The following is a 19560-nucleotide window of genomic DNA, read 5'->3' on the forward strand; positions in this document are numbered from 1 at the left end:
CAAGTTGCACTCGACAATTCCTAAAAAATTGCTAAACAGAAATTGTGTGAAGTAGTTCCAGTGTTTTCAAATGAAAAGACTCCAAGATTTTGATGGGTTGCGGTTTTTATTATGTATAGGAATCGCAATTTTCCATTTTTCTTTCCGGGTTCCGGTAAATGATGAGATTCTGAATTCTTTTATATTAACATTTGCTTATTTTACCGATGTCTTTTTTATTGTTTCTGGATTGTTTCTGGCAAGAGGACAAAATTATCTCTGGAGCTGGCCGCGTTATGTAGCTTTCGTTGGGAAGCGGCTCGCGCGGATTTATCCGCTGCACGTGGTGACCTTCTCCTGTTTCGCGCTTCTTTCTGTCCTGACAGCAGCGGGAATTCTGCATCCTCTGGTCGAACCCAGCATGAGCTGGCGAGACGGGCTGACCCAGTTACTGCTGATTCATAATTGGGGTTTGGGGCGCACCTTGTCCTACAATTATGTCAGCTGGTCGTTGAGTGCCCTTTTTGCCATGTATCTCGCTTTTCCGCTGTTCGATATGTTGTGCCGTCGTTTCGGGAGCTGGGTTCTCGTCGGTGTGATGGCTGCAGCCGTGGGCGGTGATTATCTGGCGCAACAGCTTGGCGTATTGTCACTCACACGCATTCAATTGTCCGATGCCGGGGTCTTGCGAGCCTTGCCTTCGTTTGTCTTTGGAATGTGGCTTGCTCGCCGGGAACATCCACCGATGCCGGCATCGGCAATCAAGGCATTGCTTGCCACTTGCCTGATTGTCTTTCTGTTCTATCACCCGGCAAACGGGCCGGACGAACCGCACACGCTTGAAGGCCCCTGGCGGCTGGCCTTCCTCTATGCGGGTGTCTATGTGCTTTATGCCGCATCCACTCGGGGCATTTATACACCGCTGCAATGGCGCGGATTCACAAGGCTTTCCCGTTACAGCTTCGGCATCTTCATTCTCCATCCTGCGGTCGGAATGGTTTTCTTCAAAGCTGCTCCGGAACGATGGGGCGAGGCGACGGCAGGCGCGGTCCTGCTCATCGTTGCAGGTGTTCTTGCAAGCGTGTTGACTGCCATTGCCTCTTACCACCTGTTCGAAAATCCCGTTCACCGCTGGCTGGTGAAAAGAATTGACGCATGGGTCACAGATCGGAAGACTCAAGCGGGTTTTCTGGTTCCACGCGCGACGGCCTGCCCGTCTCCCGATAGGCAGGCATCCTCACCGGATCGATCAGGCGGTGCGCGACGTACCGCTGTCCTGCCGCATCAGATAGAGCGATGCGCCGATGATCAGGGCCGCTCCCGGCCAGAAGTTGATGCTTGGCGCTGCTGCAAACACGATCCAGCCGAAGATCACGTTGATCGGCAGTCTCAGGTCATCGAACGGTTGCAGATAGACCGCATCCGCTATCGAATAAGCTGCCGTCTGGAAATATTGGGCGAGAGCTGTGAATGCGCCGATGACGATCAATATGGACCAGATTTCGACGTCCGGCGCGGTGATTGCGGACATGCTTAAGCCGGATGCCAGCCAGAGTGCCGCGTTGATGGGTGTGAGCAGTACCAGCATATAGGCCGAAATGCTGGCGGGCTTTTCGAAACGGGTCAGATATTTGGTCATCACCGAATAGCCGGCCCACAACGCCGCGGCCAGAATCGGCAGGAGCGAATAGACCGTATAGGAATCCGACCAGGGTGCGATGATGATCAGCGCGCCAATAAATCCGGTGAATGTGGTCAGCAGCCGTGCCGGCGTGACCTTTTCCTGCAGAAAGAGCCGTGCGCACAGGATGACGAAGAATGGCGATGTCATGGACAGCGCGACCACCTGCCAGATCGGCACATGGGTCAGCGCATAAATCCAGACCTGTACGCCAGCGGCAGCCAGCGCGACGCGCATGACGTGAAGACCGAAATGCCTGGTACGCAAGGCTCTCGTGCCGTCGCGAATGAGCAGGGGCAAGGTCAGCACCAGCGCGATCACATATTGCCAGAAGGCGATGATGACGGAGGGAATACCGGTACGCGTTCCCGCCCATTGGGTGGCGACATTGACGGCGGCATAGGCCGAACAGGCCGCGACCATCAGCGCTGCTCCGCGTATGGTCGGTTTCAAAGTTGGCGAAGAGGCAAGTTGGCTCAACGGTTTCTTCCTTCGGAGCATTTTGCAGCCAAATGGAAACATTTGACGTCGCATAAATGCGGCAAAACAAATGGACAGAGCGTTCCGCTTCAGGCGGAACTTGCTCTGGCAAGCCTGTTACCTCAGGGTACGGGAAGAAAGACTGCAGGACGAAGACGGCAAGCCGTCCAGCCGAGCATGATTCCAACCTCGTTCTCTCTCATCCGGACTATGACCGTCGGCTTCGGAATTGCACCGAATCTGCTGACCCTGACACGTCTGCCGTGTCAGGCGCTCGCGGGCTTCGGACACTTGGTCCGTTACCGCCGGTGGGGAGTTTCGCCCCGCCCTGAGAACTGGATATTTCGTTTGCACCGAAGGACATCAGGATGCACTGCGGCGCGGGCTGTAGTTATGTTACGCTTTCCCATAAAGCAAGGTGCAGGCTAGGTTCTGCCTGCCTGTCCGGCAATCACAATTGAGTGCAGGGCAACACAAGGGATGAGCCTTTGATAGCCAAGTCACGGGAAAAGCATGGACGTATCGGAAACTCTCTTTTAGAAACTCGTGTCGGAGTTGATCGGGAGAGGGTCTAATTCCACATGGTTCTGGGAGGAATGATGAGCACCAACGCAGTCCCCACGCAGTTTTCGCATGACCATCCGCTATGGCAACCGGATGCGGGGCGCATCGCCGCCAGCAATCTGGAGCAATTCCGTATTCGCGCAGAACAGCGCACGGGCTTGAGCCTGCCGGATTATGCCGCGCTGCATCGCTGGTCGGTCGAGGATCGCGCCGGATTCTGGCAGCTTGTGTGGGATTTCTGCGAGGTTATCGGCGAGCGTGGCAGCACGGCCCTTATCGATAAAGGCCATATGCGTGACGCAAAATTCTTCCCCGAGGCACGGCTCAATTTCGCTGAAAACCTGCTGCGCCATGAGGGGGGCGAGGAAGCCATCGTCTTTCGCGGTGAGGACAAGACCGAGCGCCGCCTGAGCTGGGATGATCTTCACGCGCTGGTCTCGAAACTCCAGCAATTCATGCTGGCGGAAGGGGTTCAGCCGGGCGACCGCGTGGCGGGCATGATGCCCAATATGCCGGAGGCAGTGGCTTTGATGCTGGCCGCTTCGTCCATCGGTGCCGTCTGGTCGTCCTGCTCGCCGGATTTTGGCATACAGGGCGTGCTCGACCGCTTCGGCCAGATCGAACCAAAGCTTTTCTTCGCCTGCGATGGCTACTGGTACAATGGCAAGCGCATCGAAGTTGCCGACAAGGTTGCTGAGGTGACGGCAAAGCTGCCGGGGCTGAAACGTGCGGTCATTGTCACCTATCTCGGCGAAGCGGAAGCCGTTGCTGACCGCGCTGAAAAGGGCATTGCGCTTGATGCGGCTCTGGAACCGTTCAAGGCCAAAGACGTCGAGTTCACGCGGCTCCCCTTCGATCATCCGCTTTGTATCCTGTTTTCGTCCGGCACGACGGGCATTCCGAAATGCATTGTGCATCGCGCGGGCGGTGTGCTGTTGCAGCACCTGAAAGAACACCGCCTGCATGCGGATATTCGCGACGGTGATCGCTTCTTCTATTTCACCACCTGCGGGTGGATGATGTGGAACTGGCTGGCTTCCGGTATCGCCTCCGGCGCCACACTTCTGCTCTATGACGGTTCGCCCTTCTATCCCGACGGCAATGTGCTGTTCGACTATGCTGCCGCCGAGGGCATGACCTATTTCGGCACTTCGGCGAAATTCATCGACGCGGTGTTGAAAGCCGGTCTGAAGCCCGGCGAGACACATAATCTTTCGGCACTGCGCACTGTCTCCTCGACCGGCTCGCCGCTGTCGCCGGAAGGCTTTGCCTTCGTCTATGAAGCGATCAAGCCGGACGTGCATCTCGCGTCCATTTCCGGCGGTACGGATATCGTGTCCTGCTTCGTACTGGGCGTTCCGACGGAGCCGGTCTGGCTGGGCGAAATTCAGGGCGCGGGCCTTGGCATGGCCGTCGACGTCTGGAACGATGACGGCAAGCCGGTGCGCCGTGAGAAAGGCGAGTTGGTCTGCACCAGGGCATTCCCTTGCATGCCGCTGCAATTCTGGAACGATCCTGAAGGCGCGAAATATCAGGCCGCCTATTTCGAGCGCTTCGACAATATCTGGTGCCATGGCGATTTTGCCGAATGGACCGAGCATGATGGCATTGTCATCCATGGTCGTTCGGATGCGACGCTCAATCCCGGCGGCGTGCGTATCGGTACGGCGGAGATTTACAATCAGGTCGAACAGATGCCGGAGATCGCCGAGGCGCTCTGCATCGGGCAGGATTGGGATAATGACGTGCGGGTGGTGCTGTTCGTGCGGCTCGCCGAAGGTGTGGCGCTGGACGACGATCTCAAGGCACGCATCAAGACCAAGATTCGTACTGGTGCCACGCCGCGTCACGTTCCGGCGAAAATCGTTGGGGTTGCGGATATTCCGCGCACCAAGTCGGGAAAGATCGTGGAGCTCGCCGTGCGCGATATCGTGCATGGGCGCGATGTGAAGAATCGCGAGGCGCTGGCAAACCCGGAAGCGCTGGAGCTTTATCGCGACATTGCCGTGCTTCATGAGGATTGATTTGATCACCCTCCAATTGCTTGGAGTTGCCGGGTAACGGGCGCAACAAAATTTCGTTATCCGGTAATAAATAGCCACAGAACGCCACGCAAAGCCATTGCCTAATTGGCCGCCACGGGACACTCTGGCCGGAACATAGCCGTCTTGCAAAAGATGGATACCGGGCAGAACTTGTGGAGGACGAGTATGTTTGCATCGGGCATCAATTTCGGTCTTGGCGAGGAGATCGAAGCCCTTCGCGATACGGTGCGCCGTTTTGCGGAAAGCCGCATTGCGCCGCTGGCCGCTGAAACCGACCGCAACAATGCATTTCCCATGCATCTCTGGCGTGAACTGGGTGAGCTTGGCGTACTCGGCATTACGGCGCCAGAAGAATATGGCGGCGCTGGCATGGGCTATCTCGCCCATTGTATTGCGATGGAAGAAATCAGCCGCGCTTCCGCTTCCATCGGCCTCAGCTATGGCGCGCATTCCAATCTCTGCGTCAACCAGATCAAGCGAAACGGTTCTCCCGAGCAGCGCGCGAAATATCTGCCAAAACTTATTTCCGGCGAGCATGTCGGCGCGCTCGCCATGTCCGAGCCGGGCGCGGGGTCCGATGTCGTTTCGATGAAACTTGCCGCCGAGAAACGCGGCGACCGTTACGTTCTCAACGGCAACAAGATGTGGATCACCAACGGCCCGGATGCCGATGTGCTGGTGGTTTATGCCAAGACCGATCCGGCAGCAGGGCCGCGTGGCATCAGCGCCTTCATCGTTGAAAAAGGTTTCAAGGGGTTCTCGACCGCGCAGAAACTCGACAAGCTCGGTATGCGCGGTTCCAACACCTGCGAACTGGTGTTTCAGGATTGTGAAGTGCCAACCGAAAACCTGCTCGGGACGGAAGGCAAGGGCGTCAATGTGCTGATGTCCGGTCTCGACTATGAGCGCGTGGTGCTGGCGGGTGGTCCGCTCGGCATCATGGCGGCCTGTCTCGATGTCGTGGTGCCCTATGTCCATGAGCGCAAGCAGTTCGACCAACCGATTGGCGAGTTCCAGTTGATGCAGGGCAAGCTTGCCGACATGTATGTGACCTTCAATGCCTCGCGCGCCTACACTTATGCCGTGGCGGCGGCCTGCGACCGGGGTGAGACATCGCGCAAGGATGCGGCGGGCTGCATTCTCTATACGGCTGAAAATGCCACGCAGATGGCACTGCAGGCGATCCAGTCTCTCGGCGGCAATGGCTACATCAATGATTATCCGACGGGCCGTCTTTTGCGCGATGCGAAGCTCTATGAGATCGGTGCGGGCACGTCGGAAATCCGGCGCATGCTGATCGGACGGGAACTCTTTCAGGAGACCCGTTGATGGCGGTCCTGAAATCGGAAATCTCGACGCGCAGCGCCAGCTTCGTGGCTAACCGCAAGGCCATGCTGGCGGCAATCGACGTGGTGGGCGAAGCCTCGCGGATTGCGATTGATGGCGGTGGTGAGAAAGCGCGCGAACGCCATGTTTCGCGTGGAAAACTGCTTCCTCGCGAGCGCGTGGCGCAATTGCTCGATCCGGGGGCGCCCTTTCTGGAAGTGGGGCTGACGGCAGCGCATGGCATGTATGGCGGGGCGGCCCCTTCGGGTGGCATCATCACCGGCATCGGGCGCGTATCGGGCCGGGACTGCATGATCGTCTGCAATGATGCGACGGTGAAGGGCGGCACCTATTATCCGGTCACGGTCAAGAAGCATCTGCGCGCGCAGGAAATCGCGGGCGAGAACCGTCTGCCCTGCATCTATCTGGTCGATTCCGGCGGGGCCAATCTGCCCAATCAGGATGAGGTGTTCCCGGACCGCGACCATTTCGGGCGCATCTTCTACAATCAGGCGCAGATGTCGGCGGCAGGCATTCCGCAGGTCGCCGTGGTCATGGGGTCGTGCACGGCAGGCGGTGCTTACGTGCCTGCCATGAGCGACGAGACGGTGATCGTGCGCAATCAGGGCACGATCTTTCTGGCCGGTCCGCCGCTGGTGAAGGCTGCAACCGGCGAAGTGGTGACGGCGGAAGATCTCGGCGGTGGTGACGTGCACACAAGGCTTTCCGGCGTGGCCGACCATCTGGCCAATGACGACGCCCATGCATTGCAGATTGCGCGCGCCATTACCGCCAATCTCAACAGTAAGAAGCGTGAGTTTATCCCGCGCGGCGATAGTGCTGCACCGCTTTATGACCCGGAGGAAATTCTGGGCGTCGTTTCCGCCGATACGCGCATTCCCTATGATGTGCACGAGGTTATCACGCGGCTGGTCGATGGTTCGGATTTCGATGAGTTCAAGGCACGCTACGGCACCACTTTGGTCTGCGGTTTTGCCAGCGTCTATGGCATGCCGGTGGGGATTATCGCCAATAACGGCGTGCTGTTCTCCGAAGCGGCCTTGAAGGGCGCGCATTTCATCGAGCTTTGCTGCCAGCGCAACATTCCACTGGTGTTTCTGCAGAACATCACCGGCTTCATGGTCGGGCGCAAATATGAAGCCGAGGGCATTGCGAAACATGGCGCCAAACTGGTGACGGCGGTGGCGACGGCCAATGTACCCAAGATCACCATGCTGATTGGCGCTTCCTATGGTGCGGGTAACTACGGCATGGCGGGGCGGGCCTATTCGCCGCGCTTCCTGTGGACCTGGCCGAACAGCCGCATTGCGGTGATGGGCGGCGAACAGGCGGCAGGCGTGCTGGCAACCGTCAAGCGCGACGGGATCGAGCGCACCGGCGGCACGTGGTCGGCGGACGAGGAAACAGAGTTCAAGCGTCCCACACTCGAAATGTTCGAGCGCCAGAGCCATCCGCTTTATGCCTCTGCCCGGCTTTGGGATGACGGCATCGTCGATCCGCGCAAGAGCCGCGAAGTGCTTGGCCTGTCGCTTTCCGCCACGCTGAACGCACCCATCGAGCCGACGCGTTTCGGCTTGTTTAGAATGTAAAAGGGCCGTCAGATGTTTAAAAAAATACTGATTGCCAATCGCGGAGAAATTGCCTGCCGGGTCATTCGCACGGCGCGCAAGCTTGGCATTGCCACCGTCGCGATCTATTCCGATGCCGACGCCGAAGCGCTGCATGTGGAGATGGCCGACGAGGCGGTGCGCGTCGGCCCTGCCATTTCTGCGCAAAGCTATCTGAATGCCGGTTCGATCATAGAGGCTGCGAAGGAAACTGGCGCAGAGGCTATCCATCCAGGTTATGGGTTTCTCTCCGAAAATGCCGGTTTCGTGGATGCGGTTGAAGCCGCCGGGCTTGTATTCATCGGCCCATCGGCCAAAGCCATTCGCGCCATGGGGCTGAAGGATGCCGCCAAGGCACTGATGGAAAAGGCAGGTGTACCTGTCGTTCCGGGCTATCACGGCGACAATCAGAATGGAGCCTTCCTCAAAAGCGAAGCGGACCGGATCGGCTATCCTGTGCTCATCAAGGCGCGGGCAGGTGGTGGCGGCAAGGGCATGCGCCGCGTCGATCAGTCGGCGGATTTCGCAGTGGCGCTGGACAGCGCGCGCCGCGAGGCGGAAGCCTCTTTCGGCGATGGTGCCGTGCTGGTCGAAAAATACATGACCAAGCCGCGCCATATCGAGGTGCAGGTCTTTGGCGACAGTCATGGCAATGCGGTGCATCTCTTCGAGCGCGATTGTTCGCTGCAGCGCCGCCACCAGAAGGTTATCGAGGAAGCACCTGCGCCCGGCATGACGCCGCAAATGCGCGCCGCCATGGGCGAGGCCGCGGTGAAGGCCGCATTGGCCATTGGCTATTCCGGCGCGGGCACGGTGGAGTTCATCGCCGATGTTTCTGAAGGGCTGCGGCCGGACCGCTTCTTCTTCATGGAAATGAACACCCGCCTGCAAGTGGAGCATCCGGTGACGGAAGCGATTACCGGCCTCGATCTGGTCGAATGGCAATTGCGCGTAGCTTCCGGCGAAGTCTTGCCGAAACGACAGGATGAACTTTCCATAGATGGCTGGGCTTTCGAGGCGAGGCTTTATGCGGAAGATCCGGCGCGGGATTTTCTGCCTGCAACCGGCAAGCTTGCTCTATTTGCACCGCCTGAGAATGCCCGTGTCGATTCCGGTGTGCGAACCGGCGATACGATCACGCCGTTCTACGATCCGATGATCGCCAAGATCATCGCCCATGGCGCAACGCGCGATGAGGCACTGAACCGACTTGATGCGGCACTAAACAAGACCCGCATTGCAGGCCTCGTCACCAATCGCCAGTTCCTGTCGGCGCTCTGCAATCTTAAAGCTTTCCGTACAGGTGATGTCGATACCGGCCTGATCGCACGCGAGACGGCGACACTGTTTGCCGATAAGCAGCCTTCGGATATCGCATTTGCGCTGGCTGCACTCGGCGCGCTCGATCTTCTGGATGCGCCAGCAAAGGATGATCCATGGTCGAGCCTGCGCGGGTTCCGGCTTTGGGGTGAGGCATCGCGCTCGGCCCTTATCGATCATCATGGCGAGCGCCACACGGTCAGCTTCACGACCATGGGTGACAGGCATTTCGGCTTTGCTTTCGGCACTATCGAAATCCGTTTCCATGAAAACGGGCTGGTTCGCTTTGCTGTTGATGGCTGCGTGTCGGAGGCGTCCGTCGTGCGCATCGGACACGATGTGACGGTGCAACTCGAAGGTCGCGACACCATATTTCATCATGTGCAGTCTGTTGGCGCGGAAGAGGATGCTTCGAGCGAAAGCCGCATCCTGTCACCGATGCCGGGACTGGTACGACTGGTTTCCGTCGTGGAGGGGGCGAGCGTCGCCAAGGGCGATCCGCTGGTAACGATGGAAGCGATGAAGATGGAACTGTCACTGACCGCGCCGCGCGACGGCAAGGTTGCGTCCGTAACTGTTGTAGCGGGCGATCAGGTCAATGAAGGCATCCTTCTTGTAGAACTGGAGGAAGAACATGGCTGAACACGTAGAAATCGTTGAAATGGCTGCGCGTGATGGCCTGCAAAATGAAAAGCGGTTTGTGCCGACAGCGGACAAGATCGCGCTGATCGACCGCCTGTCCGATTGCGGCTATGCCCGCATCGAGGCAACGAGTTTCGTTAGCCCGAAATGGGTGCCGCAACTGGCGGATGCCGCAGAGGTTATGGCCGGGATTCGCCGTGCTGATGGCGTGCGCTATTCGGTGCTGGTGCCCAACATGAAGGGCTATGAAGCTGCCGCCGCTGCAAATGTTGACGAGATTGCGGTTTTCATTTCCGCCTCGGAAGGCTTTTCGAAAGCCAATATCAATTGCACGATCGCTGAAAGCATCGAGCGGCTGTCGCCGGTCATCGGTGCTGCGATCAATGATGGTCTGGCCATTCGCGGCTATGTGAGCTGCGTCGTGGAATGCCCCTATGACGGGCCGGTGGCCCCGCAAGCGGTTGCCGATGTGACCGAACAGCTCTTCTCGCTCGGCTGTCACGAAGTAAGCCTCGGCGATACGATCGGGCGTGGCACGCCGGACAAGGTGGCAGCCATGCTGGATGCCGTTCTGGCCATTGCGCCTGCGCACAGCCTTGCCGGCCACTATCACGACACGGGCGGGCGGGCCCTCGACAATATCCGCGTCAGTCTGGAGAAGGGCTTGCGCGTATTCGATGCTTCGGTTGGTGGGCTCGGCGGCTGTCCTTTCGCGCCGGGCGCCAAGGGCAATGTCGATACGGTTTCCGTCGTCGAAATGCTGCATGGATTGGGTTTTGAAACCGGCCTCAATCTGGACAAGCTAAAGTCGGCGGCCTTGTTCGCGCAGGCGCTGCGTCAGGACAAAGCCGCATGAAGGCGTTTGACACCATCCAGATTGCGATAGACCAACGCGGCGTTGCGACACTGACGCTCAACCGTCCAGAGCAGCATAATGCGCTATCCGGTCGGATGATCGATGAGCTTCTGACGGCGACGCTGCATCTGGCGGATGATGACGCCGTGCGCCTCGTGGTCCTGACCGGCAATGGCACCAGTTTTTGTGCAGGCGGTGATCTGGGATGGATGCAGGAGCAGGTGAAAGCCACACGCGCGCAGCGCATTGAAGAAGCGCGCAAGCTCGCCCTCATGCTGAAAGCATTGCGCGATTTGCCAAAACCGCTGATCGGGCGCATCAACGGGCAGGCCTATGGCGGCGGTGTCGGCCTCATCAGCGTCTGCGATGCTGCGATCAGCGTTTCCGGCGCGCGCTTCGGGCTGACGGAGACGAAGCTCGGCCTGATACCGGCCACCATCAGCCCTTATGTGGTAGCGCGCATCGGTCAGGCGAATGCGCTGCGCACATTCACTTCGGCGCGACTGTTCGATGCCGAGGAAGCACGGCGGATCGGGCTGGTGCATGACGTGGTCGAGGCGGAACGTCTCGATGCGGCGGTGGAGGCGGAGATCAAACCCTATTTTGCCACCGCGCCTGCAGCGGTTGCCGCCTCCAAGAGGCTGGTTCATGCGCTGGGCGCGCCGATAGACGAAACCGTCATCGAAATGACGCTGACCCGTCTTGCCGATACATGGGAAACGCCAGAGGCCGCGGAGGGAATCGCGGCCTTTTTTGCGAAGAAATCACCATCATGGAAGGGAGGGAACTGAACATTTGGGAGGAGCCGATTTTCGTTGTAGTTGCGGGCACTTGGCCCCTTGCAATCGGAAGCCGGAAATGCATTCTTATTACATCATGAAAGCTCGCTCCCGTTCCGGAGCATGATTCCGAAAGGGCAGATGCAATTTCGGATAATATTATGGCTCTGACCTCTTCGAGGCGGCGGTGCGGCGTGCTTTTGGATTGACCCTTTGAGATCATGTGATGAACAAAAGGGAGGGCCCGGCAATTCGGCAGCGCAGATGCGCTGAGATTTGACCGGCAAGGGTTGTCTCGGGGCCGTCGGAGGACGCTGCCCTACAAAGGAGAAAAAGAATGAACCTGAAACTTCTGTCCAGCGTGGCTTTCGCAGCTACACTCGGCTTTGCCAGCGCCGCTTATGCAGACATCACCATCGGCGTCGTTGCACCGCTGACGGGCCCTGTCGCTGCTTTCGGTGACCAGGTGAAGAAGGGCGCGGAAACCGCCGTTGAAGTCATCAACAAGGCTGGCGGCATCAAGGGCGAGAAAGTCGTTCTGAAGTTTGCCGACGATGCCGGTGAACCGAAGCAGGGCGTTTCCGCCGCCAACCAGATCGTTGGCGACGGCATCAAGTTCGTCGTCGGCCCGGTCACGACCGGCGTCGCCATCCCTGTTTCCGACGTCTTCTCGGAAAACGGTGTACTGATGGTCACCCCGACCGCCACCGGCCCGGATCTGACCGCGCGCAATCTGGAAAACGTGTTCCGCACCTGCGGTCGCGACGACCAGCAGGCTGAAGTCATGGCCGATTATGTCCTGAAGAACTTCAAGGACAAGAAGGTCGCCGTGATCCATGACAAGGGTGCCTATGGCAAGGGTCTGGCCGACGCTTTCAAGGCGGCGATCAACAAGGGCGGCATCACGGAAGTCCATTACGATTCGGTCACGCCGGGCGACAAGGATTTCAGCGCGCTCGTCACCAAGCTCAAGTCTGCTGGCACTGACGTCGTCTATTTCGGCGGCTACCATGCCGAAGGCGGCCTCCTGTCCCGTCAGCTGCATGACGCTGGCATGCAGGCACTGGTGCTCGGCGGCGAAGGTCTGTCCAACACCGAATATTGGGCAATCGGCGGCACCAACGCACAGGGCACGCTCTTCACCAACGCCAAGGACGCCACCAAGAACCCGGCTTCCAAGGATGCTATCGAAGCGCTCAAGGCCAAGGGTATCCCGGCTGAAGCCTTCACCATGAACGCCTATGCCGCTGTGGAAGTCATCAAGGCCGGCATCGAACGCGCCGATTCGACCGATGATTCTGCTGCCGTCGCCAAGGCTCTGCATGATGGCAAGCCTATCGAAACCGCTATTGGCACGCTGACCTATGGCGCAAACGGCGACCTTAGCTCGCCAAGCTTCGACATCTTCAAGTGGGATGATGGCAAGATCGTCGGCCTCGAATAAGATTGTCGTGGTTAGAATAAAGAACGCCGGGGTTATCCCCGGCGTTTTGCATTTGTGGAGCTGAAAACCGTCAGGAACCGGTATAGCCGAGTTCCGCCTCGATGGCTTCGAAGGTCTTTTCCATCGCGTAGGTCGGGCTGAGCGGAAAACCGAAATGTCCGTAGGCGATGGACATCTGCCGCTCGGCCTTGCCTTCGCTACCCTTCGCGACGGCTGCCACATAGAGCGCTGCAGCGAGACCGGTGCGGTCGGCGCCGGATTTGCAATGGATGAGCACCGGCTTTTCTGCATTCTGCATCAGGGCGATTAGCTGTCTGGTCTGTGCCGGGGACAGCTCCCGCCTTGACGACATTTCGAAATCGGCATGCTTGATGCCGAGCGTTTTCGCTGTTGCGATCTCTTCATCATACCATTTCGAGCCCGGCTCCGGGCCGCGCAGATTGATGATGGTTTTGATGCCATAAAGCTTCTGCAAGGATGCGATGCGCGCAGGATCAGGCTGGTTCGAGCGATAGGCCTGTCCGTCGATGATGGTGTGGACGTTGCCCTTATATTGCAGCGTGTACAGATAACCGCCCATGACGCTTGAGCCGACGAGCAGTCCCAGCCCGGCCATCCGGGCGTAAGTAAAGGACCAATCGACGTATTTCCGAAAGAACGACATAGGGGCCTCATCCGAACGAAAGCAAATAATAAAATATAGCGAGTTGAAAATTTCTTCTTGGTTTTCGCGGGAAATATACTAGGATTTGGACTTAATCTTGTCCGAAAAACAAGGTTTTCAATTTTCTGTTTAAGTTATTTTTGAAATGCATTCCGCAGGTTCTTGCGGAAAATTTTTGGAGCAAGCGTCTGCGTCAGTTTGTGGTGTCAGTAAATCGCGTTGGTTTTTCGTGGCTTAAGCTTCGGTTAACCATGACTGTTTAATCTATGACCATGTGCTGGGGCAGATAGCGGAGCAGGTTTATGCAGCGCTACAGATTTGACGATAAGAGAATTCTGATCGAGGCGATTGTTGAGTTGCTCAACAGGGGCGTAGAGCCCGACGAACTCGATCTTGTACTGAGCCGGATTGGTCCGGTCGATCTCGACTTGATGCGGCAATGCCTGATCGAGGTGTGGAATTACAACCACCCCGATGTGGCGGAAACGCCGATGGCGGCCTGACGACAGGTTCTGCAGCCCTTTGGGCGCAAAGCTTCAGACGTCGGAAACGGATATTACAAGCGTCGATCTGCGGAAGCGGGATGAACGCGGACTACATGGGGCGTGATCAGGCGCCCACGCAAGAATACGGCAGTTTCAGGCAACGGTTTGTGGGTCGAAACTGTCGGGGCAGGGCTGGGTTGAACCGGTTTTGGAGCAATCTGGCTACTGCCCGCAATGTCATATTCCTGAAACGCAGACGGGTTATATCCATATGCGTATCGGGAATTCACTTGGGATCGTGACCACGGATGTACTGGCGCAACTCAGGTGAAAGCGGAAGGTCGGGTTCAACCCGGCCTTTTTCGTTTTTGGCGTATTTTCCGGAAAGAAAGAATGACGTGTCCGTGCCGGGAACCGGTCCACGGGATTGGTTTCTCATCTCGCTTCGATGCGTTGAATAATGCGACGAAACAAATACTTGCAGCGGTTCAGCGACTCCGTTTTTAACTGGAACCGTTGAGTGCTGCCGTCAGGCGAGTTCCAATCAAGGCCGCATGGAATTGCGAAATGGCTTTCGGTGCGGTTCCGTTTCAGCGACGCCTGACAGGAAGCATTTTCACCGCTCGATAAATACCGTATGAAAGAGGTTGCCTGCTGCCATTTCTGGAGGCCGCGCGATCTCATTTTCAATCACGGAAACCATTCATGATACGCCATATCGTTCTCGTCAAATTCAGGTCCGAACTCGGAGCCGCGCAGATCGAAGAGAAACTGCAGGCCGTTGTGACCCTCAAGGGCATGATCGGTGGCATCCTGTCCATTACGGCTGGCGAAAACAACAGTCCGGAAAATCTCGAAAAGGGTTTCCGGCACGGTTTTGTTGTTGATTTCACGGATAGCGCGGCGCGGGATGCCTATCTTCCGCATCCCGAACACACGAAGGTCGGCAAAAGCCTCGTCGAAGCCGCTGAAGGTGGCATCGAGGGCATATTGGTTTTCGACTACGCGTTCTAGAGAACCAGTCCACCAACCCCCATGCGGGAAAGATCGTCGGCGGAAAGTGTGATCCCCGCCATCAGGCGATCCAGCACCCAGTCGAGGCTGTTTTCGCGGGCGCTGCGGGCCGATCCGGGGGCGGCGACAATATATTTGCCGTCATGCCGGCCCAGGACCAGCAGATTGCCCGGATCGACCGGCATGCCGATGCGCAGGATTTCACCGCCTGACATGCGGATCGACTGCGGTACGATATCCGCTTCGTCGGCAACCGCCGATGCGCTGAAAATCACGATAATATCGCAGGCCCGGCTCACTTCCGCGATTGCCGCCGCCAGCGCAACCTGATCGTGCGCGACGCGCTTTTCGCAAACAAGCGTTCCGCCATTTCGAGTAGTCCGCTTTCCCATCAGTTCGCGGGTCTTCTCAAGAACCGTTTCGCGTATCGAGGGAAGGCGCGACTGGATCAGCCCGATCCGCGCGCCGTTGAAGGGATGGACGCGCAGCGCAGGCCGTGCATCGAGGCCGATGTCCCGCAAAAGGGTCCCCGGTACAGCAAAAGGAATGATCTTGACTGTGGCGACCATCTGTCCGGCTTCCACCCGCACATGATTGCGCAGCGTCGCGATGGAAATGCGCGCATCATGCGCATTGACCACATCAATACGGTCGGCATCTACCAAAAATACGCCATTCTTCCGGGCGTGCAGATTGACCCGTCCAGTTGTGGGGCTGCCGATCTCCACTTCGCCGGAAATAAGCATACGCCCGATGGCGAGTGCGGCCTCATCCTCGCCGATATCGCCCTTTTCCAGGCGCGCAGCCAGAACCGAGCTGATACCTGCTTCCCGCAACAGGGCAAGATTGAGGGCATCGAGAACTGTGCCTTTGCGTAAAGTGAGCGCACCTGCCGTCATAGCATAGCCGAGAATTGCACCTTCGGCTTCATCAAGCGGCATTTCGGCAAATATCATTTCTATCCCCAATTCCCTCGCACATTTTCAATAAGCATACACAGCTCGGAAGATAAACCGTCTCTGCGCCCCGGGGTTATTTTGCCGAAGATCGTGCCGCCACAAAACGTCGGACATGGATCGGAGCGGCTGTCCGAAAACCGTTTAACACTTTCCGGGATGCGCGCAATTCGCGTCAAATTCGGTAAATTCCCATCACGATCCCGTTTATTCATGGGGTAGATGGCGGTTTTCATCTTGCAAACCCTTTCCTTTGGGCCTATTCGCTCCGCCGCACCTGACAACTGGTGACCCATTCAGACCGCCGGTCAGGACATCGATCCCTTGAGAGGGCCGATGGATTTATTGCATTTATGCATTGCCCAAAACATGGCCCGCATCAGCGATCTGGCCGGATTGTTCAGACAAAATGCCCGCTTTTGGGCGCGACATTACGATCCAGCACAATTTTCGTCAGGCACGTGACAAACGGGATTATTCGTTATAACGGTACTTTTGGAAATTTCAGAATTTACCGAAAACTAGGAAATGACGCATGCGCCGGAGATGACACTCCGCGCGCAGGATGGAAAGACAAATGAAACACGGCACCCCCCGGACGATCGTTTCGTTCGCCGTCTTGGCCCTCACGGCGTTTCTCGCAGGCTGCGAGAACCAGGTCCTGCTTTCCCCGAAAGGGGAAATCGGCATGGCAGAACGCGATCTCATGCTTTTTGCGACCGGCATCATGCTGCTCGTCGTGCTTCCCGTCATCTTCATGACGCTTTACTTCGCATGGAAGTACCGCGCCTCGAATGAGAAGGCGGATTACCAGCCCGACTGGCACCACTCGACCAAGATCGAGCTTGCCGTCTGGCTCATCCCGTTGGCGATCATCGTCGTTCTGGGCTCCGTGACCTGGGTCGCCACCCACAAGCTCGATCCGTATCGCCCGCTGGAATCGAATGCAAAGCCGATCAATGTCGAAGTTGTTGCGCTCGACTGGAAATGGCTTTTCATCTATCCGGACCAGGGCATCGCCACCGTCAATGAAATGGCAATGCCGGTCGATGTGCCGGTCAACTTCAAGTTGACCTCCAGCAACATCATGAATTCCTTCTTCATCCCGCAGCTCGGCAGCCAGGTCTACACCATGCCGAGCATGCAGACGAAGCTGCATCTGATTGCCAATCATGCTGGCGAGTTCGACGGTATCTCCGCCAACTATAGCGGTCAGGGTTTTGCCCAGATGCGCTTCAAGGCGCATGCCTACAATCAGGCCGACTTCGACAAGTGGGTTGCCGATGTGAAGGCCAAGGCGAATGGCGAAGAGCTGAGCCGCGACCGTTACGCCTCGCTGGTTCAGCCGAGCGAGAAGGTTCCGCCGCAGTTCTTCACCTATAATGACCAGGCGCTGTTCCACAACATCGTGAACCGCTGCTGGGACGGCAAGTCCGTCTGCCTCGACGATGAAATGCATCGTCAACAGATGATCCGCGAAGCGCGCGCCAATCTGCGCAAGTCTTCGCCTGTCGATTTCAGCCAGTGGGCGAGCGACATCATCTGCGCAGTCCAGCCGCAGCGGCTCTCGCAGCTCGAAAACTGATGTGCCGATCGGCCCGTGATCTCGCAGGAGGTCACGGCCATCCGCATTCAATCCTTTGTTTCACGCGGTTCCGGAAAGATGGCCGTCTTGCGCCGTCCCGGAATTGCTAAAATCGAAGCGTGATAAAAAATGTTCGGAAAACTTACGCTCGAAGCGATACCCTATCACGAGCCAATCATCATGGTCACTTTGGCCGCGGTGGCTGGCGGGGCGCTCGCTATTCTTGCAGCCATTACCTACTACCGCAAATGGGCTCCGCTCTGGAACGACTGGCTGACGTCCGTCGACCACAAGCGCATTGGCGTGATGTATATCATTCTGGCACTCGTGATGCTGTTCCGCGGCTTCTCGGATGCGGTCATGATGCGCGCCCAGCAGGCAATCGCCTCCGGCGCCAATGAAGGCTTCCTGCCGCCGCACCACTACGACCAGATCTTCACCGCCCATGGCGTGATCATGATCTTCTTCGTGGCGATGCCCTTCATCGTCGGCCTGATGAACTTCGCCGTGCCGCTTCAGATCGGCGCGCGCGACGTGGCTTTCCCGTACCTCAACTCGCTCAGCTTCTGGTTGACGGTTGCCGGTGCGATCCTCATCAACATCTCGCTCGGTGTCGGCGAATTCGCCAAGACCGGCTGGCTGGCCTATCCGCCGCTTTCCGGCAAGGAGTTCAGCCCGGATGTCGGGGTGGATTATTATATCTGGGCCTTGCAGATTTCCGGTATGGGCACGCTGCTTTCGGGCGTGAACCTCATCACCACCATCATCAAGATGCGCGCGCCCGGCATGGGCATGATGCAGGTTCCGGTCTTCACCTGGACCGCGCTCTGCTCGAACGTGCTGATCGTCGCAGCCTTCCCGATCCTCACCGTCACGCTGGCCCTGCTTTCGCTGGACCGCTATCTGGATTTCCACTTCTTCACCAATGATGCCGGTGGCAATCCGATGATGTATGTGAACCTCATCTGGATCTGGGGTCACCCGGAAGTCTACATTCTGGTTCTGCCGTGCTTCGGCATCTTCTCGGAAATCGTGGCAACCTTCTCCGGCAAGCGCCTGTTCGGCTACAAGTCGATGGTTTACGCCACTGTGGCCATCACGGTTCTGTCGTTCCTGGTCTGGGTCCACCACTTCTTCACCATGGGTGGCGGTGCCAACGTCAACGCCTTCTTCGGCGTGGCAACCATGATCATTTCGATCCCGACAGGGGCGAAGGTCTTCAACTGGCTCTTCACCATGTATAAGGGCCGCGTTCGCATGGAAACGCCGGTCATGTGGACCATCGGCTTCATGTGCACCTTCGTTATCGGCGGCATGACGGGCGTTCTGCTCGCAGTTCCGCCTGCGGATTTCGTGCTGCACAACTCGGTGTTCCTGATCGCCCACTTCCACAATGTGATCATCTCGGGCGTGCTGTTCGGCTGCTTTGCCGGTCTCGTCTACTGGTGGCCGAAGGCTTTCGGCTTCAAGCTGAACGAACGTCTGGGCAAGAACGCATTCTGGTGCTGGCTCGTCGGCTTCATCCTGGCCTTCATGCCGCTCTACGTGCTCGGCCTGATGGGCATGACCCGTCGTCTGAACCACACCGAAAACCCGGCATGGCACATCTACCTCATCATTGCCGCCATCGGCGTTGCGATCATCCTTTGCGGTATCGTGTTCCAGGTTCTGCAGATCGCAGTTTCGATCCGCGACCGCGAAAAGCTGCGCGACAACAATGGCGACAGCTGGGGTACGGGCCGTACGCTGGAATGGTCGCTGGCTTCGCCGCCTGCCTTCTACAACTTCGCCGAAGTTCCGCATGTGCGCGATCATGACGGCTGGTGGGACATGAAGCAGAACGGCTATGTGCGCCGCACCGAAAAGTTCGCGCGCATCCACATGCCGAAGAACACCGGCACCGGCTTCATCATCGGCATTCTGAACATTCCGCTCGGCTTTGCCCTGGTGTGGCACATCTGGTGGCTGGCAATCGCCTCCGCCGTCGCTGTGCTGGCCGTTGCCATCGCTCACTCCTTCAATAATGACAGAGACTTTTACGTCTCGGCCGAAGAGGTGCAGGAAGTCGAAGACCTCCGTACCCGGCAACTGACTGCTCAGGAGGCCTGATTC

14 protein-coding genes, 1 pseudogene and 1 riboswitch are annotated in these 19560 nt (G+C 57.8%); of the genes and pseudogenes, 12 read left to right on the plus strand and 3 right to left on the minus strand.

What is annotated here, in order from left to right; translation table 11 throughout:
• Nucleotides 1–70: 70 nt before the first annotated feature.
• Nucleotides 71–1171: pseudogene (locus OHI65_RS09730) on the plus strand (acyltransferase family protein); the annotation flags it as partial.
• 57 nt (nt 1172–1228) lie between these two features.
• Here the strand turns inward: OHI65_RS09730 and OHI65_RS09735 are convergent.
• Nucleotides 1229–2083 (minus strand): DMT family transporter, encoded by an 855-nt coding sequence (locus OHI65_RS09735; protein ID WP_125300584.1) that lies wholly within the window; start codon nt 2081–2083, stop codon nt 1229–1231.
• Between the two features lie 244 nt (nt 2084–2327).
• A riboswitch (FMN riboswitch) is annotated at nt 2328–2480 on the minus strand.
• Between the two features lie 259 nt (nt 2481–2739).
• Here OHI65_RS09735 and OHI65_RS09740 point away from each other — a divergent pair.
• The 7 genes from OHI65_RS09740 to OHI65_RS09770 all read left to right on the plus strand — a co-directional run bounded on the left by OHI65_RS09740 (nt 2740) and on the right by OHI65_RS09770 (nt 12744).
• Complete coding sequence (locus tag OHI65_RS09740) at nt 2740–4728, plus strand: acetoacetate--CoA ligase (RefSeq protein ID WP_125300484.1); 1989 nt, start codon at nt 2740–2742, stop codon at nt 4726–4728.
• Between the two features lie 186 nt (nt 4729–4914).
• Nucleotides 4915–6078, plus strand: coding sequence for an isovaleryl-CoA dehydrogenase (locus OHI65_RS09745; protein ID WP_125300485.1), 1164 nt, complete (start codon nt 4915–4917; stop codon nt 6076–6078).
• Nucleotides 6078–7685, plus strand: coding sequence for a carboxyl transferase domain-containing protein (locus OHI65_RS09750; protein WP_125300486.1), 1608 nt, complete (start codon nt 6078–6080; stop codon nt 7683–7685). The genes OHI65_RS09745 and OHI65_RS09750 overlap by 1 nt, the downstream gene beginning before the upstream one ends.
• Nucleotides 7686–7697: 12 nt before the next feature.
• Nucleotides 7698–9665: an acetyl/propionyl/methylcrotonyl-CoA carboxylase subunit alpha gene (locus OHI65_RS09755; protein ID WP_094514597.1), complete on the plus strand. Its 1968-nt coding sequence runs from the start codon at nt 7698–7700 to the stop codon at nt 9663–9665.
• Entirely contained in the window at nt 9658–10521 is an 864-nt protein-coding gene (locus tag OHI65_RS09760) for a hydroxymethylglutaryl-CoA lyase (RefSeq protein ID WP_125300487.1), read from the plus strand. The genes OHI65_RS09755 and OHI65_RS09760 overlap by 8 nt, the downstream gene beginning before the upstream one ends.
• Nucleotides 10518–11312, plus strand: a complete 795-nt coding sequence (locus OHI65_RS09765) for a crotonase/enoyl-CoA hydratase family protein (protein WP_125300488.1) — start codon at nt 10518–10520, stop codon at nt 11310–11312. The genes OHI65_RS09760 and OHI65_RS09765 overlap by 4 nt, the downstream gene beginning before the upstream one ends.
• 325 nt (nt 11313–11637) lie before the next feature.
• Entirely contained in the window at nt 11638–12744 is a 1107-nt protein-coding gene (locus tag OHI65_RS09770) for a branched-chain amino acid ABC transporter substrate-binding protein (protein WP_010657848.1), read from the plus strand.
• Nucleotides 12745–12814: 70 nt separating this feature from the next.
• Here OHI65_RS09770 and OHI65_RS09775 read toward each other — a convergent pair whose 3' ends face one another.
• A complete protein-coding gene (locus OHI65_RS09775; RefSeq protein WP_011982279.1) occupies nt 12815–13408 on the minus strand; it encodes a tyrosine-protein phosphatase in 594 nt (197 codons plus the stop codon).
• A 302-nt stretch (nt 13409–13710) separates the two neighbouring features.
• Between OHI65_RS09775 and OHI65_RS09780 the strand changes: the two genes are divergently transcribed.
• Together OHI65_RS09780 and OHI65_RS09785 are read left to right on the plus strand one after the other, a co-directional pair.
• The gene (locus OHI65_RS09780; protein WP_010657850.1) at nt 13711–13911 is read left to right on the plus strand and encodes a hypothetical protein; all 201 of its coding nucleotides are present in this window, start codon (nt 13711–13713) and stop codon (nt 13909–13911) included.
• A gap of 687 nt (nt 13912–14598) precedes the next feature.
• Nucleotides 14599–14907 (plus strand): Dabb family protein, encoded by a 309-nt coding sequence (locus OHI65_RS09785; RefSeq protein ID WP_125300489.1) that lies wholly within the window; start codon nt 14599–14601, stop codon nt 14905–14907.
• Here OHI65_RS09785 and OHI65_RS09790 read toward each other — a convergent pair.
• Nucleotides 14904–15863 carry a molybdopterin-binding protein gene (locus OHI65_RS09790; RefSeq protein ID WP_125300490.1) on the minus strand — a complete coding sequence of 320 codons (960 nt, stop codon included), beginning with the start codon at nt 15861–15863 and terminating at the stop codon, nt 14904–14906. The genes OHI65_RS09785 and OHI65_RS09790 overlap by 4 nt on opposite strands.
• A gap of 577 nt (nt 15864–16440) precedes the next feature.
• Between OHI65_RS09790 and cyoA the strand changes: the two genes are divergently transcribed.
• The gene (gene cyoA, locus OHI65_RS09795) at nt 16441–17448 is read left to right on the plus strand and encodes a ubiquinol oxidase subunit II (protein WP_010657853.1); all 1008 of its coding nucleotides are present in this window, start codon (nt 16441–16443) and stop codon (nt 17446–17448) included.
• A gap of 129 nt (nt 17449–17577) precedes the next feature.
• Entirely contained in the window at nt 17578–19557 is a 1980-nt protein-coding gene (cyoB, locus tag OHI65_RS09800; RefSeq protein WP_011982284.1) for a cytochrome o ubiquinol oxidase subunit I, read from the plus strand.
• The last annotated feature ends 3 nt before the right edge of the window (nt 19558–19560 follow it).

The sequence above is a fragment of the Brucella sp. MAB-22 genome, from assembly GCF_025908475.1.
In the GTDB taxonomy this organism is placed as follows: domain Bacteria; phylum Pseudomonadota; class Alphaproteobacteria; order Rhizobiales; family Rhizobiaceae; genus Brucella; species Brucella anthropi.

Excerpts from the sequence above, each read along its gene's own strand:
- OHI65_RS09750 (WP_125300486.1), top strand. The coding sequence starts at position 6,078 with ATGGCGGTCCTGAAATCGGAAATCTCGACGCGCAGCGCCAGCTTCGTG.
- OHI65_RS09780 (WP_010657850.1), top strand. The coding sequence starts at position 13,711 with ATGCAGCGCTACAGATTTGACGATAAGAGAATTCTGATCGAGGCGATT.
- OHI65_RS09785 (WP_125300489.1), top strand. The coding sequence starts at position 14,599 with ATGATACGCCATATCGTTCTCGTCAAATTCAGGTCCGAACTCGGAGCC.
- OHI65_RS09790 (WP_125300490.1), bottom strand. The coding sequence starts at position 15,863 with ATGATATTTGCCGAAATGCCGCTTGATGAAGCCGAAGGTGCAATTCTC.
- OHI65_RS09745 (WP_125300485.1), top strand. The coding sequence starts at position 4,915 with ATGTTTGCATCGGGCATCAATTTCGGTCTTGGCGAGGAGATCGAAGCC.
- OHI65_RS09770 (WP_010657848.1), top strand. The coding sequence starts at position 11,638 with ATGAACCTGAAACTTCTGTCCAGCGTGGCTTTCGCAGCTACACTCGGC.
- cyoB (WP_011982284.1), top strand. The coding sequence starts at position 17,578 with ATGTTCGGAAAACTTACGCTCGAAGCGATACCCTATCACGAGCCAATC.
- OHI65_RS09765 (WP_125300488.1), top strand. The coding sequence starts at position 10,518 with ATGAAGGCGTTTGACACCATCCAGATTGCGATAGACCAACGCGGCGTT.
- OHI65_RS09735 (WP_125300584.1), bottom strand. The coding sequence starts at position 2,083 with ATGGTCGCGGCCTGTTCGGCCTATGCCGCCGTCAATGTCGCCACCCAA.
- OHI65_RS09775 (WP_011982279.1), bottom strand. The coding sequence starts at position 13,408 with ATGTCGTTCTTTCGGAAATACGTCGATTGGTCCTTTACTTACGCCCGG.
- OHI65_RS09740 (WP_125300484.1), top strand. The coding sequence starts at position 2,740 with ATGAGCACCAACGCAGTCCCCACGCAGTTTTCGCATGACCATCCGCTA.
- OHI65_RS09755 (WP_094514597.1), top strand. The coding sequence starts at position 7,698 with ATGTTTAAAAAAATACTGATTGCCAATCGCGGAGAAATTGCCTGCCGG.
- OHI65_RS09760 (WP_125300487.1), top strand. The coding sequence starts at position 9,658 with ATGGCTGAACACGTAGAAATCGTTGAAATGGCTGCGCGTGATGGCCTG.
- cyoA (WP_010657853.1), top strand. The coding sequence starts at position 16,441 with ATGAAACACGGCACCCCCCGGACGATCGTTTCGTTCGCCGTCTTGGCC.